9 protein-coding genes are annotated in these 14755 nt (G+C 58.7%); 5 read left to right on the top strand and 4 right to left on the bottom strand.

The window, feature by feature from the left end:
* Nucleotides 1–205 precede the first annotated feature (205 nt).
* From JJN09_RS04400 to JJN09_RS04390, 3 genes are all read left to right on the top strand, one after another.
* Complete coding sequence (locus JJN09_RS04400; protein ID WP_249485910.1) at nucleotides 206–1597, top strand: GntP family permease; 1392 nt, start codon at nucleotides 206–208, stop codon at nucleotides 1595–1597.
* 7 nt (nucleotides 1598–1604) lie between these two features.
* On the top strand, nucleotides 1605–2378 hold the full coding sequence (gene hbdH / locus JJN09_RS04395) for a 3-hydroxybutyrate dehydrogenase (protein WP_249485909.1): 774 nt from the start codon (nucleotides 1605–1607) through the stop codon (nucleotides 2376–2378).
* Between the two features lie 62 nt (nucleotides 2379–2440).
* On the top strand, nucleotides 2441–4396 hold the full coding sequence (locus JJN09_RS04390; RefSeq protein ID WP_249485908.1) for an acetoacetate--CoA ligase: 1956 nt from the start codon (nucleotides 2441–2443) through the stop codon (nucleotides 4394–4396).
* A 43-nt stretch (nucleotides 4397–4439) separates the two neighbouring features.
* Here JJN09_RS04390 and JJN09_RS04385 read toward each other — a convergent pair whose 3' ends face one another.
* Nucleotides 4440–8153: a hypothetical protein gene (locus JJN09_RS04385; protein ID WP_249485907.1), complete on the bottom strand. Its 3714-nt coding sequence runs from the start codon at nucleotides 8151–8153 to the stop codon at nucleotides 4440–4442.
* 144 nt (nucleotides 8154–8297) lie between these two features.
* Nucleotides 8298–9407, bottom strand: a complete 1110-nt coding sequence (locus JJN09_RS04380; RefSeq protein WP_249485906.1) for a PilT/PilU family type 4a pilus ATPase — start codon at nucleotides 9405–9407, stop codon at nucleotides 8298–8300.
* A gap of 126 nt (nucleotides 9408–9533) precedes the next feature.
* On the opposite strand from JJN09_RS04380, the gene JJN09_RS04375 reads away from it, so the two are divergent.
* Together JJN09_RS04375 and JJN09_RS04370 are read left to right on the top strand one after the other, a co-directional pair.
* Nucleotides 9534–12071, top strand: coding sequence for a PAS domain S-box protein (locus JJN09_RS04375; protein ID WP_249485905.1), 2538 nt, complete (start codon nucleotides 9534–9536; stop codon nucleotides 12069–12071).
* A 50-nt stretch (nucleotides 12072–12121) separates the two neighbouring features.
* Entirely contained in the window at nucleotides 12122–12397 is a 276-nt protein-coding gene (locus JJN09_RS04370) for a peptidylprolyl isomerase (protein WP_192561230.1), read from the top strand.
* A 171-nt stretch (nucleotides 12398–12568) separates the two neighbouring features.
* Here JJN09_RS04370 and JJN09_RS04365 read toward each other — a convergent pair whose 3' ends face one another.
* Together JJN09_RS04365 and JJN09_RS04360 are read right to left on the bottom strand one after the other, a co-directional pair.
* Nucleotides 12569–13501: a sugar kinase gene (locus tag JJN09_RS04365; RefSeq protein WP_249485904.1), complete on the bottom strand. Its 933-nt coding sequence runs from the start codon at nucleotides 13499–13501 to the stop codon at nucleotides 12569–12571.
* A complete protein-coding gene (locus JJN09_RS04360; RefSeq protein ID WP_249485903.1) occupies nucleotides 13501–14721 on the bottom strand; it encodes an amino acid deaminase in 1221 nt (406 codons plus the stop codon). Before JJN09_RS04360 ends, JJN09_RS04365 begins: the two co-directional genes overlap by 1 nt.
* Nucleotides 14722–14755: the final 34 nt, after the last annotated feature.

The following is a 14755-nucleotide window of genomic DNA, read 5'->3' as shown; positions in this document are numbered from 1 at the left end:
CGTTCAACTGTGGGAGCGGGCTCGCCCGCGAAGGCGCCGGTTCAGCCACAGGAAGTCTCAAAAGTGAGACAAACCTCTTCAGCTCACGCCTTGAACAACAATTAATTCTATATATTTCAGCAACTTAGCCATCTGGCACAGATCTCGCTATAGCCCCTTCCCACACCCGTTCCACCCACAAAAATAACAATCGAAGGAGCACACCATGAGTGTGATCATCGCCTTGGCAGCCCTCGCGCTGCTGATGCTCGCGGCCTACCGTGGCTACAGCGTTATCCTTTTTGCCCCGATCGCCGCCCTCGGTGCCGTCCTGCTCACCGACCCGTCCGCCGTCGCCCCTGCCTTTACCGGGGTGTTCATGGAGAAAATGGTCGGTTTCATCAAACTGTATTTCCCGGTGTTCCTGCTCGGTGCCGTGTTCGGCAAGCTGATCGAGCTGTCGGGCTTCTCGCGTTCGATTGTTGCCGCAGCGATTCGCTTGCTCGGCACCCGACAGGCGATGCTGGTGATCGTGCTGGTCTGCGCCCTGCTCACCTACGGCGGCGTTTCGCTGTTCGTGGTGGTGTTTGCGGTCTATCCGTTCGCAGCGGAAATGTTCCGCCAGAGCAACATTCCCAAGCGCCTGATCCCGGCGACCATCGCCCTCGGCGCGTTCTCCTTCACCATGGACGCCCTGCCCGGCACGCCGCAGATCCAGAACATCATTCCCAGCACCTTCTTCAACACCACCGCCTGGGCGGCGCCCTGGTTGGGCCTGATCGGCACGATTTTCGTGTTTTGCGCCGGCATGCTGTTTCTTCAGCGCCAGCGCAACAAGGCTCAGCGCGCCGGCGAAGGCTACGGCACCGAACTGCGCAATGAACCGGAAACGGCCGAAGATCTGAAACTGCCGAATCCGTGGCTGGCACTGTCGCCGCTGCTGGCGGTGGGCATCATGAACCTGCTGTTCACCCAGTGGATTCCGCAGTGGTACGGCAAGACCCACAGCCTCGCGTTGCCGGGCATGGCTGCGCCTGTCACCACCGAAATCGCCAAATTGACCGCGATCTGGGCGGTACAAGCGGCGCTGCTGATCGGCATCCTGATGGTGTTGGCATTCGGTTTTCAGGCGATCCGCAGCAAGCTTGCCGAAGGCAGCAAAAGCGCAGTCAGCGGCGCGTTGCTGGCAGCGATGAACACTGCGTCGGAATACGGTTTCGGCGCGGTCATCGCCTCATTGCCGGGTTTCCTGGTGCTGGCCGACTGGCTCAAGAGCATCCCCAATCCGCTGGTCAACGAAGCGATCACCGTAACCCTGCTGGCCGGTATCACCGGTTCCGCCTCGGGCGGCATGAGCATCGCCCTGGCGGCGATGTCCGAGCAGTTCATCAGCGCCGCCCACGCCGCCAATATTCCGCTGGAAGTGCTGCACCGAGTGGCCGCGATGGCCAGCGGCGGCATGGACACCTTGCCGCACAACGGCGCGGTGATCACGTTGCTGGCGGTCACCGGCCTGACCCATCGCGAGGCCTACAAAGACATTTTCTGTATTACGCTGATCAAGACCCTGGCGGTTTTCGTGGTGATCGGCACTTTCTACGCCACTGGCATTGTGTGAGGTATTCATGACGACTCTTTCTGGCAAGACCGCACTGGTCACCGGCTCCACCAGCGGCATCGGGCTGGGCATCGCCCTGACGCTGGCCAAGGCCGGCGCCAACCTTATTCTCAATGGTTTTTGCGATGCTTCGAAGGTGATCGCCGAAGTCGAACAGTTCGGCGGCAAGGTCGGCCATCACCCGGCGGATGTCAGCGACCCGGCGCAGATCGCCGACATGATCGCCTACGCCGAGCGCGAGTTCGGCGGCGTCGACATTCTGGTGAACAACGCCGGCATCCAGCACGTTGCGGCGGTGGAAGAGTTTCCGGTGGAGCGCTGGGATTCGATCATCGCGATCAACCTGTCGTCGGTGTTTCACAGTACGCGCTTAAGCCTGCCGGGCATGCGCGCCAAGGGCTGGGGCCGGATCGTCAACATAGCCTCGGTGCATGGTCTGGTCGGGTCCACCGGCAAGGCGGCGTATGTAGCGGCCAAACATGGCGTGATCGGCCTGACCAAGGTGGTCGGCCTGGAAACCGCCGCCAGCAATGTCACCTGCAACGCCATTTGTCCGGGCTGGGTACTGACGCCGCTGGTGCAGAAGCAGATCGATGATCGCGCAGCCAAGGGTGTCGACCCGCAAAAGGCGCAACACGATCTGCTGGCAGAGAAACAGCCGTCGCTGGAGTTTGTCACCCCCGCGCATCTGGGCGAACTGGTGCTGTTTTTGTGCAGCGAGGCCGGCAGCCAGGTGCGCGGTGCCGCGTGGAATATCGATGGCGGGTGGCTCGCGCAGTAACGTTCAACTGATCGCTCCCACGCAGCAGTGGGAGCTTTCTGACAAACAATAAGAGGCAAACCATGTCCGACATCCTCTGGCAGCCCGATGCCAAACGCATTGCCCGGTCCCGCATGGACGGCTTTCGGCGCTTCATCAATCAGCGCCATCACCTGAACCTCGACGACTACCCTGCCCTGCACCAATGGTCCATCGACCAGCGTGAAGCGTTCTGGCAAGCGATCGTGGATTTCTTCGGTATCAGTTTTCACACCCAGCCCGACGCGGTCCTGCGCGAAGGCATGAATATGCCCGGTGCCGAGTGGTTTCCCGGCGCTACTTTGAACTTCGCCGAACATCTGTTGAGTCGACGGGACGATGCCGTCGCTGTGATCGCAATCGCGGAAAATGGTCAGCGTGAACTGTTGACCTGGGCCGAGCTGGCCCAGCAAGTCGCCGGGTTCCAGGCCAGCCTGCAAGCCGCCGGTGTTGTGCTCGGCGACCGGGTTGCGGCGTGCATGCCCAACACCTGGCAAACCCTGGTGGCGATGCTGGCGACCACCAGCCTCGGCGCAATCTGGTCATGTTCCTCGCCGGACTTCGGCACCAACGGTGTGATTGATCGCTTCGGCCAGATCGAGCCGAAAGTGCTGATCACCTGCGCCGGTTACCGTTACGCCGGCAAAGAGATCGACCAGACCGTCAAGATCAACGAAATCCTCGAACAGCTGCCGACCTTGCAGCAGCTGATCATCGTGCCGTACGCACGCCCTCACACCCATGCCACGGATTACCGGACGCCCGCCAACGTCACGTTGTGGGACGACTTCTACGAACCGGGCGATGAGCCGCAGTTTGTCCCGGTGCCCTTCGCCCATCCGCTTTACGTGCTGTATTCCAGCGGCACCACCGGCGTGCCGAAGTGCATCGTTCACAGCACGGGCGGCGTTCTGTTGCAGCACGCCAAGGAGCACGGGCTGCATGTAGACCTGGGGCCAGGCGATCGTTTGTTCTACTACACCACTTGTGGCTGGATGATGTGGAACTGGCTGGTGTCCGCGCTGGCGGTCGGCAGCGCGGTGGTGCTGTATGACGGTTCACCGTTTTATCCGGATAACCAGCGATTGCTGGAGTTGCTCGACGACGAGCAAGTCAGCGTGTTCGGCACCAGCCCAAAATTCCTCGCAACCCTGGAGAGCAGCGGTATCAAGCCGCGAGAAAGCCATGATCTGAGTCACCTGAAAACCTTGCTCTGCACCGGTTCTGCGCTGTCGCCGCAGAGTTATGACTTTGTCTATCGCGACTTCAAACCCGACGTTTGCCTGTCCTCGATGTCCGGCGGCACGGACATCGTGTCCTGCTTCGTCAACGGCAACCCGATGTCAGCGGTTCGCCGGGGCGAGATCATGGGCAAGAGCCTCGCCATGGCGGTCGAGGTGTGGAACGACGCCGGGCAACCGGTGATCGGCGAAAAAGGCGAGCTGGTGTGTACCCGGCCATTTCCGGCCATGCCGATCGGACTTTGGAATGACTTCGACGGTGAGAAGCTGCGTAAATCCTATTTCAGCCAGTTCCCCGGCGTCTGGGCCCAGGGTGACTACGCCGAACAACTGCCCCACGGCGGGATACTGATCCACGGCCGCTCCGACGCCGTGCTCAACCCCGGCGGCGTGCGCATCGGCACGGCGGAAATTTACCGTCAGGTGGAAAAAATCCCGGAGGTACTGGACAGCGTCGCCATCGGCCAGCGGTGGCAGGACGATGTGCGCGTGGTGCTGTTCGTACGCCTCAAAGAGGGTGTTGCGCTGAATGAGGCGCTGCAACAGCAGATCCGCCAAGTGATCCGCGCCAACACCACACCGCGCCATGTACCGGCGAAGATTGTCACGGTCACCGACATTCCACGCACCATCAGCGGCAAAGTGGTTGAGTTGGCCGTGCGCAATGTAGTGCACGGCGAGCCGGTGAAGAACACGGATGCGCTGGCCAACCCCGAAGCCCTGGAGCAGTTCAAGGGTCGGCAAGAGCTCAAGGATTGACTCCGTGCCGGTAACGCGACTACCGCCGCGTTACCGGCACGCATTATCGGGTGTTCAAGTTCAGCCAGACTTCGGAATCGATGGTCTTGCCTGCATGGTTATCGACAGCGTTTTGCACGATGCTGACGTTTTTCGAAAATGACGGGTAATCCGTCACCACCTGGCTCAGGAGAGCCGTTGCGATTGCACAGGAATCGGCATTTTCAATAGGCCTGGCGCCCCCTTCTTCATGAGCCGACTCTGCAAGCCGCGCTGCTCCAAGGTTCAGTAACGGGGCAACGTTCAAGCCTTTATCAATGTCTGCCGCAGCAGTCGCGATGGCAGCGACCCTGCGGGCCGCTGTGGCACGAAACATCTCATGAAGCAAATCATCAGCAATGTTCCCGTAACCGGGAATCGAACCATTCAGGCGTAGATCGATGTTTTTCGGATTGACAGCCAGAAACCGGTGATTCGCCTTGTGGCCTGCTGCCGCACTCTTCCACTTGCCGAAGGCCAAGGGTTCGACGCGCAATGTCGTTGAGTGATCTTTCAAGGGTTCCAACAAGAGATTACTGGGAGACCAGCCCGCAAAATCGGTCCTGACCACCTTCAAAAACGCGAGCAGGTTGTCCCTGGCTTGTGGTGTCGTACCAAAGAACAAGCCAATCACAGGATCCGTCCTGAGCTTGAATGACGGAGCCGTCAACGCCGCGATGGCATTATCGATCTTGCGCGCAGCAGTCTGCATGCCTTGCTCCAGGACATGATTGACGTAGCTCGCCGGAAGCTCCCGTCGAACATTCGGCATAGTGAATGGACTCTTCCATTCAAAATCGAGTCGTTTGCCCCACGGCCTGCCGAACTGATTGATGCCGTACCAGCGATCCCCCGTGGTGATTGCACACACATCCAGGAAGTCGGCGGAACTCCCGCGAGGTCGCCATGTACCCATGCCAATCTGCGGCACATTGTCCAGTTTGAGAAGGTCGACGGAGGATGCCTTGCCGGTAAGCCTGCGCAATTGGAACGTCGCCAACTCAACAAGTCGAACCCCCTCCTGACTCAGGCGCGCCCCACTTTTGTAAAGACTCTTCGACAACTTGTACCCTGCCGTGGGCAATCCATCGATCGGGTTGAACGTCGACACCACCAACTTCAATCCGAACTTTCCAGTACTCGCAAGTTTCGATGCCAGCGACACCGTCCTGGAGGCTATGGACAGGATCTTGGAGGTAGCCCCCAGTACGGAGAAGACAATTGCGATGGCATCCATGCTGCAGCCATAAATGCCGTCTGCCAGTCGATTCTTGTCACCTGAAGCAATGTCCTCTATGCACTTTTTGAAAGGTACGACCAAATCGATGATGTAAGTCATTACCTCTTCGGTGGTCTTTCGCACCTGCTCTCGCTCAGTCAGTTCGGTGATTGCGCTGGTGTACTCCTTGATCGTCGCCAATGGACGATGGGCCGTGATGAACTGTGCGATGTCCTCCAGCCGCGGGCTGATAAAGTGTTGATAGGTGCCGCGTCGTTCCTCGAACTCACCCGTCGCCGCAGCCACGCTCCCGAGTTTTTCGATAACGGCACGACTGGTCCTGTTTTCCCTGGGAGCAATGCCATGGGTATAACTTTCCAGATCAACCGGCAGGGTTTTGATGGCCCGGACGGCAGGTAACAGTTCCTCAAGGCGTCCGGTAAAATCGAGCCTTGCCGGTAAATTAGCCTTGTGAAGGAAAGCGCCCAATTCATCGTTCCTGATGAGTTTTCCTTGCAGTGTGTGCATCTCATGACAGAGATACTGTTCGTCCCCATGAGAGACGTACATGATCACGCCGAACCGACCCGTCGCTTCGTCTCTTTGTGCCTGCGTTTCCTTCATTACCGGAGGCTGGTTGTTGACGCCGGTAAAACCCGTACTGTGATGTGAGGGATAGACCAGCTTGCCGATTTCCGGACGGACGGTGAAAAAGGAAATCCGGTTTTTCTCGTAGATTTCACGATCGTGGGCCGGCATCCGGGCCATTGCCAGTTTGATATTGGATGACAAGGCTTCATGCAGTTTTTGATGATGTTTACGAGTCGCCTCTTCGAACAAGGACTGATTGGGCGGAATGCACACAAGTCCCGGGTACACCGCAAAGAGGCTTTTGTCTTTGCTCCAGTCCCAGCCCTGCTTTTGCAGTTCGCCTTCGATGTGCAGATCCAGCATCGACATCGGTAGTCCACTGTTGAATTTGTCCGAGAAATGTCTCAGCAACCTTTTCTCTAGAAAATCACAGCCGGGTGCGGCTTTTTCAAGTTCCTCCCGTGCGATTCTCTTTCGACTGGGTGGCGGTTCCGCCCACACGCTGGAACCTTGAGCCATGGACTTCACATAACGCTCATAGGCAGATATTGCACTCGTGGAAGCGGTTTTGGCAGATGCCTCAAGTTCGTCGTGAGTGATGACTTCGTTAACCAGCCCCCAATCGACAATCGCATCGAACGCAGCGAGCCCCTGCAATAATCCCATTGATGAACTCAGTGCTTGTGCATCCGCAAACGCCATGACCTGGTCATACGTCATGAAACGCGATGCACCTTTGAACCTCATTTCCAGAAAGGCCACCGCCTGGGAAAGGGCAACCCAACCCAACGACCCTACGGTTAGGTCATGGGGAATCGATTTCACCAGGAAGGCCGGAGCCAGATCGGCCAAAAGCAAATGCGAAGCCAGCGGCACCAACTCCCCGGAGATCTTTCGATTACTCAGTAAGTACTGCTCAAGCCTGTTCCTTACGATATTGATGGGTTGATCCACGGTATCCCAAGGTTCATAGAGATCGAAATTTTCGAGATGATTGCGCAGCTCTGTGCTGGCATGAGCCGGAAAAACATCCAGAATAATCGCGGTGATAAGAAGTTTCGAGAGATCCGATTTCTCAACGGCTTCGCCATTTATCGAGCCGTACCAACCCAACTTGTCAAGGTACTTCCTGGCCAGCGTCTGCGAAGACGGATGATCGACTATTTTCGCCAGAACCTCGCCAGCATTCTCCCAGCTGATATCGCCGCCCAAACTCGATTTGACATTTTTATAGAGCATGCCTAGTAGTTTTTGACTGCCCGGAGACAATGTTTTTTTCAATGCCCGAATTTCCTGGCACTGGGAGTCGGTCAATACCACCGACGGGTCTTCATGACCGCGAATGTATTCCCAGTAATGACCAATCCTGTCGGACTCCGACCAATCCCACTTCATGAAAGACAAAAGCTTTGAAACTTCGCCGACATTCTCGGGCAGTTTCATCTCATGAAAGCTCAGCCATTGCGCCAGGCTAACTATATTTGTAAGCCTTATTTCTCCACCGACTGCACTCGCTGCGGCAACCAGCGTTTGCAAGCGAGGTGCATCCAGCGGATCAACGTTCAGTTCACCTGCAATATCCGAAAAACCACTTTCCAGAAGAATGAAGAATTGACCGCTACTGGTCACCAAAACCTGCTTGCGATCAATAACGCCTTTCAACGTGAGCATTTCTTGAAACGGCTCAGACTCGACCAGTTCGTTCAACAAATGACTCAGTGTTTTCCAGATCACATGAATAGAAGAACCTTCAGTCATGAAAAAAAAAGAGTTTTTCAGATTGACCCATTCGTCACTGAGTTGCTTCTCAACCTGAACTTCGAGCAGAGAAATTACCGCTTCACGTTCAGTTTGATCAGCCGTCTTTCCCATTAGATAAACACAGGCATCCCGATATGCAACTTGACCAGCAGTACTTCTTACTTCCATTAGACACCAGTTCCAGGCAAACAAAAACCAAACGGAGCCGGCACTCTACTTGCGAAGAACAAAACATCAAGCGTCAAAACATTAGTTAAAATTGCAACACGAGGACCCTGTTAAATCCCAATTAATTTCGCACCTTGAAAACTTTTATTCCACGAGCCCCCAATCACCTGACGACAGATGCCTGGAACCCTTTGACTCCACGTAAAGCTTCAACTTGATTCTTAAATCATTAATGGAGTCTGCATATTTCAACGCTTCGCTTTCATTGACGACACCTTCCGTTACCAACTTGTACAGTGCACCATCGAATGTCTGCATTCCTGCTTCGGATGACTTTTCGATGATGGTCTTGAGATCACCGAACTGGTTGCCACGAATCAGATCCGCAATGGTCGGCGTCCCCAACATCACTTCAACAGCCGCCCTGCGCTGCCCGTCAACGGTACGCAACAGCCGCTGAGACACGATAACTTTGAGATTGTTGCCCAAGGCATGCAACAGCTGTGGCCGCCGTTCTTCGGGAAAAAAATTGATGATCCGGTCCAGCGCCTGGTTGGCGTTGATCGCGTGCAGGGTTGACAGCACCAGATGCCCGGTTTCGGCAAATGCCAGCGCATGCTCCATGGTCTCGCGGTCGCGGATCTCGCCGATCAGCACCACATCCGGTGCCTGACGCAGGGTGTTTTTCAGTGCAGCGTGAAAGCTGCGTGTATCGACCCCGACTTCTCGCTGGTTGATGATCGACTTCTTGTGTCGATGAATGTATTCCACCGGATCTTCAATGGTGATGATGTGCCCGCTGCTGTGCCGGTTGCGATGATCGATCAGCGCCGCCAACGAGGTGGACTTGCCCGAGTCGGTGGCGCCGACGAACAGGATCAGTCCCTGCTTGAGCATCACCGTTTCGAGCAGTACCGGCGGCAGCTTCAGGTCTTCGAATCGAGGAATGTCGAGTTTGACGTTACGGATCACGATCGACACGTCATTGCGCTGTTTGAAGATGTTGACCCGGAAACGACCGATTCCGGCTCGGGAAATCGCGAGGTTCATTTCCAGATCCCGGTCGAACTCCCGGCGCTGCTCGGCGTCCATCAGGGAAGCGGCGACAGTCGCCACTTCGCCGAGCTTGAACGGCTGCTCGCTCAACGGTGTCAGCACACCGTCGAACCGTGCACTCGGCGGCGCACCCGTGGAGAGGAACAGATCCGAACCGTGGCGGCTCGCCAGTTGTTTGAGCAGTGCGTCGATTTCCATGGCCAAAAGCACCTGCGAAGCTTTCAATGAACTTAAGACCGTGCGTCGTGACGCGACGGGCCTTACAGCGTCTACCGCACTAGGATAGTAGACGCCGCTCACCGACCGACGCTCAGGACTGATGTGATGAACGCTGTACCCAACACCAACGACGCCCAGGCACTGATCGCCCGCACCGACTGGAGCCGCAGCCCCCTCGGCAGCGCCGACAATTGGCCCCAGAGCCTGCGGACAGCGGTGGACATCGTGATTCACTCGCCGATGCCGATGCTGCTGTTGTGGGGCCCGCAGCTCACCCAGATCTATAACAACGGCTTTGCGCTGCTGGCCGGCAGCAAGCATCCGCACGCTTTCGGACAGCCGGCGCACCTGATATGGCCTGAACTTCGAGACTTTACCGATCCGATTTACAGCGCCGTCCTACAAGGTCAGGTGCGAACCTACAGCGAACGACGCTTTACCCTGCAACGAGACGGCAAGGAGTCCGACTTCTGGCTGGACCTGACCTACAGCCCGATTCGTGACGAAAGCGCGCAAGTGGCCGGCATTCTGGTCACCGCCATCGAAACCAACGAACGCCGACGAATTGCCCTGGAACTGCAGCAACGTTCCGAAGACAGCCTCAAGGCCCAACGCGAAAGCGAAGAACGCCTGCAACTGGCACTGGCAGCCACCGATGCGGTTGGGACGTGGGATTGGGACATTGGTGAAGATCGCTTCATCGCCGATGCCCATTTCGCGCAATTGCATGGCGTCGACCCGGCATTGGCCAGCCAGTTGCCGATCAGTGAATACCTGCACGGCGTGCACCCGGAAGACCGCGCGATGATCGCCCGTAGCATCAAGCACTGCATCACCCATGGCACCGAATACGCCGAGGAGTATCGTCTGTTGCAGGCCAATGGCGACGTGCGCTGGGTATTCGCTCGCGGGCGTTGCTACAAGGATCACCACGGACGGCCGATGCGTTTTCTCGGCGCGGCGCTGGATCTGACCGAGCGCAAGCACACCGAACAGGCCCTGCGCCAAAGCCAGACCGAGTTGCAACTGATCATCAACGCGATGCCGATCCTGATCAGCTACGTTGACCGCGAAGAACGCTTTCGGCTGAACAACGCCGCGTACCTCGACTGGTACGGGCTGACGCCGCAGGAGCTGTACGGTCGCACGATCCGCGAAGTGATCAGCGAAGAATCCTACTTTCTGCGTGCCCCGTACATCGCCGAAGCGCTGGCCGGCCGCCCTTGCTCGTTCAGTCTGTACACGCCACACCGCGATGGCAGTCAGCGCCACGCTCTGATGAACTACCTGCCGCGCCACGGCCCGGATGGCGCGGTGAACGGTTTCTACATCTTCGTGATCGACGAGACCGAACGCAAAAAGACCGAAGAGGCCTTGCGCAACCTCAATGAAACCCTCGAGGAGCGCGTGAGTGCGCGCACCGAGCAACTGGCCCAGGCCAACCAGCGTCTGCAGAACGAAATGTTCGAACGCGAACGCGCCGAAGACGCCCTGCGTCACGCGCAAAAAATGGAAGCGGTCGGCCAGCTCACCGGCGGCATCGCCCATGACTTCAACAACATGCTGACCGGGATCATCGGCAGCCTCGACCTGATGCAGCGCTACATCGCCAGCGGCCGCGCCGATGAGATCGGCCGGTTCACCGATGCCGCGGTGTCCTCGGCCAATCGCGCCGCGGCGTTGACCCACCGTTTGCTGGCGTTTTCCCGGCGCCAGTCGCTGGATCGCAAAACCCTCGACGTCAATGAACTGATCCACTCGCTGGAAGACCTGATCCGCCGCACCAAGGGTGATCCGATCGAACTCAAGTTACGTCTGGCCGGCAGTGTCTGGCCCGTCAGCACCGATGTCAGCCAATTGGAAAATGCCCTGCTCAACCTGGTGATCAACGCTCGCGATGCCATGCCCGACGGCGGCGAACTACTGATTGAAACGGCCAACGTCTACCTCGACGGCAACGACATCACCACTCTCGAACCGGTCAAGGCCGGCGATTACTTGATGCTCGCAGTAAGCGACAACGGCACCGGCATGACGCCGTCGGTGCGTTCCAAGGCCTTCGATCCGTTCTTTACCACCAAGCCGATTGGTCAGGGCACCGGGCTCGGCTTGTCGATGATTTATGGTTTTGCCCAGCAGTCCGGCGGACATGTCAGCCTCGACAGCCTGCCGGGTCAGGGCACCTGCGTGCGCCTGTACTTGCCCCGTTTGCATGTATTGGAGCCGGAGCGGACGGTGATCGAAACGACGACCGAGGCACCCGCCGCCGCTACCGGCGAAACCGTGGTGGTGGTCGAGGACGATCCGGCGGTGCGCATGCTGGTCATGGACCTGCTCAAGGAGTTGGGCTATCGCGCCCATGAAGCCGAAGACGCCAAGAGTGTCCTGCCGTTGCTGGAATCCGATCTGCGTGTTGACCTGCTGGTTACCGATGTCGGCCTACCGGGCATGAACGGCCGGCAACTGGCGGAGATCGCCCGCCAGCATCGTCCAGGACTCAAAGTGCTGTTCATGACCGGTTACGCACAGAAAGCCGCCGAGCGTCAGGGCTTCCTCGAGGACGGCATGGACATGGTGGCCAAGCCGTTCTCCATCGAGCTTCTGGCCGGCAAGATCCGCACGATGATCAGCCAAAACCCGTGACTTGAGGCATAATCCGCGCCCCGCCGTCACCCCGTTACAGGTATTGCACGATGAAAGCCCAAGCCCGCCACATTCTGGTGAAAACCGCCGAAGAGGCTGAAAAACTCAAACAGCGCATCGCCAACGGTGAAGCGTTCGATGTGCTGGCCAAGAAGTTTTCGACCTGCCCGTCCGGCAAACGCGGTGGCGATCTGGGTGAAGTGCGGCCAGGACAGATGGTCGGCGTGATCGACGCGGTGATCTTCAAGAAGCCGCTGCGCACGGTGCACGGCCCGATCAAGAGCAAGTTCGGTTATCACTTGGTGCAGGTGTTTTATCGCGACTGAATGTCTGGCTTCAGGGCCTCTTCGCGGGCAAGTCGAATCGTCGCACCGCCGCTCCCACAAGATTCTGCTGAGTGGCACGATAGTATTCACAACAGTAATCCCTGTGGTAGCGACGGTGCGACGACTCGACTTGCCCGCGAACCGATTGCGCAGCAATCGGCCATCCGCCACTTATCTCGGAATCAGCGCCCCTGGCACTTGAATGACCTGACTGGCCAAGCGGTGTCCCGCCTCCGCCGCCTGCGCAGGGCTCGCGCCCGACAGACGACTGGCCAGATACGCCGCACTGAACGAATCCCCCGCCGCCGTGGTGTCCACCACCTTCTCGACCTTTTGCGCCGGCACTTCAAACGTTTCCCCGTCGCAACGGATCAGACAGGCTTCGGCGCCGCGCTTGAGCACCACTTCCGGCGTGCCGATCTGCGTATACGCTTCAAACACCGCATCACAGTCTTCGAAATGGAACAGCGCCTGTTCGTCGTCCACGGTGAGCAACGCCAGATCGACATGGGGCAGCACGCTGCGATACGCCGCCCGCGCCTCTTCCACCGAGGCCCACAGCCGTGGCCGATAGTTGTTGTCGAAGACGATCCGGGCATCTCGCTGACGCGCTTCGATCAAGGTCTGGATCAGCTTTTCCCGTCCTTGAGCGCCGAGTACCGCCAACGTGATTCCGCTGAAATACAGCACGTCGTAGTCCGGCAACGCAGCCAGAATCGGCGCGGCCGCTGGCGTGGTGAAGCAGTCGCGCACGGCCGCTTCGTTACGCCAGTACAGAAAACGACGTTCGCCGGCGGCATCGGTCTGGATGCAATACAGGCCCGGCAAACGACCGGGCAAGCGCTGAACCAGATCCAGACCAATGTTTTCATCGGCCCAGCTGAGGCACATGGCGTCACTGAAACTGTCGTCGCCCAGCGCGGTGACGTAATCCACCTGCGCCTTGTCGCCCATGGCGCGGGACAGATAGACCGCCGTGTTCAGCGTGTCGCCACCGAAGCTCTGTTGCAGGCTGCCATCGGCACGTTGCTGGAGTTCGATCATGCATTCGCCGATCAGGGCGATGCGCGGGGTGTTCGGACCCAATGGACTGAGCGTGTTCATCAGAAACAGGTTTCCATGGTTTCGATCACCGACAACTGCTCGTCCACCAGCAGCCCTACGCGCCATTTGTCGAAGGTCAGGCACGGGTGCGAAGTGCCGAAGGAAATGATGTCGCCGACGCGCAATTCCACGCCCGGCGCGACGGTCATGAACGCGTGCTGGTCCATCACCGCCGTCACTTTGCAGGCGCCGACATCGTCGCCTACTGCTGGCAGCACGCCGGCCTTGTAACGCAGCAACGGCACCGGCATCCCGGCATCGAACGCCACGTCACGCTTGCCCAGAGCAATCACGGCAAAGCCTGGCTCCGGCATCGACTGCACATGGGCCCAGACTTCCAGCGCCGGACGCAGGCCTTCATGCAGATCGCTGCGACGGTCGAGCACGCAGCACTGCGCCTCTTTATAGATGCCATGGTCGTGAGCCACGTAACTGCCGGGACGCAGCACGCTGAGGAAACGCCCGCCGGCGTTCTGCGCTTCGAACGACTCAGCGATCAGGTCGTACCAGGCCGAACCCGACGCGGTGATGATCGGCTTGGCAATGGCGAACGCGCCGCTGTCCTGCAACTGTACCGCCAGGCGCACCAGCGAGGCGGCGAATTCACGGATGCCGGTGACGGCGTGATCGCCATGGATCACGCCTTCGTAACCTTCGATGCCGGTCAGGGCCAGCGCCGGTTGTGCGCCGATGGCCTTGGCCAGTTCGATGACTTCCTGCTCGCTGCGGCAACCGCAACGGCCGCCGACCACGCCGTATTCGATCATCACGTTCAGGCGCACACCGCGCGACGCAAAGTAAGCGCCGAGGTCGGCGACGTTGTCCGGGTGATCAACCATGCAATAGAAATCGAAGCCCGAATCGGCAGCCAGCAGATCGGCGATCAACGCCATGTTCGGCGTGCCGACCAGTTGATTGGCCATCAGTACCCGGCGCACGCCGTGGGCGTAAGCGGCGCGGGTCTGGGTGGCGCTGGCCAGGGTGATGCCCCAGGCGCCGGCATCGAGCTGACGACGAAACAGCGCCGGGGTCATGCTGGTCTTGCCGTGGGGCGCGAGTTCGGCGCCGCTGTCGCTGACGAATTTCTGCATCCAGCGGATGTTGTGCTCCAGCGCCTCACGGTGCAGCACCAGCGCCGGCAGGCTGATGTCACGCACTAGTTGCGCGCCAAGGGCAGCATCGCCCTTTTCCACGGCAGTAGTGTTGTTGGCAGTCGTCATGGTCGAACTCCTCACAGTCGCGCCCTCTGCCGGG

Source organism: Pseudomonas sp. HS6, from assembly GCF_023375815.1.
Lineage (GTDB): Bacteria > Pseudomonadota > Gammaproteobacteria > Pseudomonadales > Pseudomonadaceae > Aquipseudomonas.
This window is presented reverse-complemented; position numbering and strand designations above follow the sequence as displayed.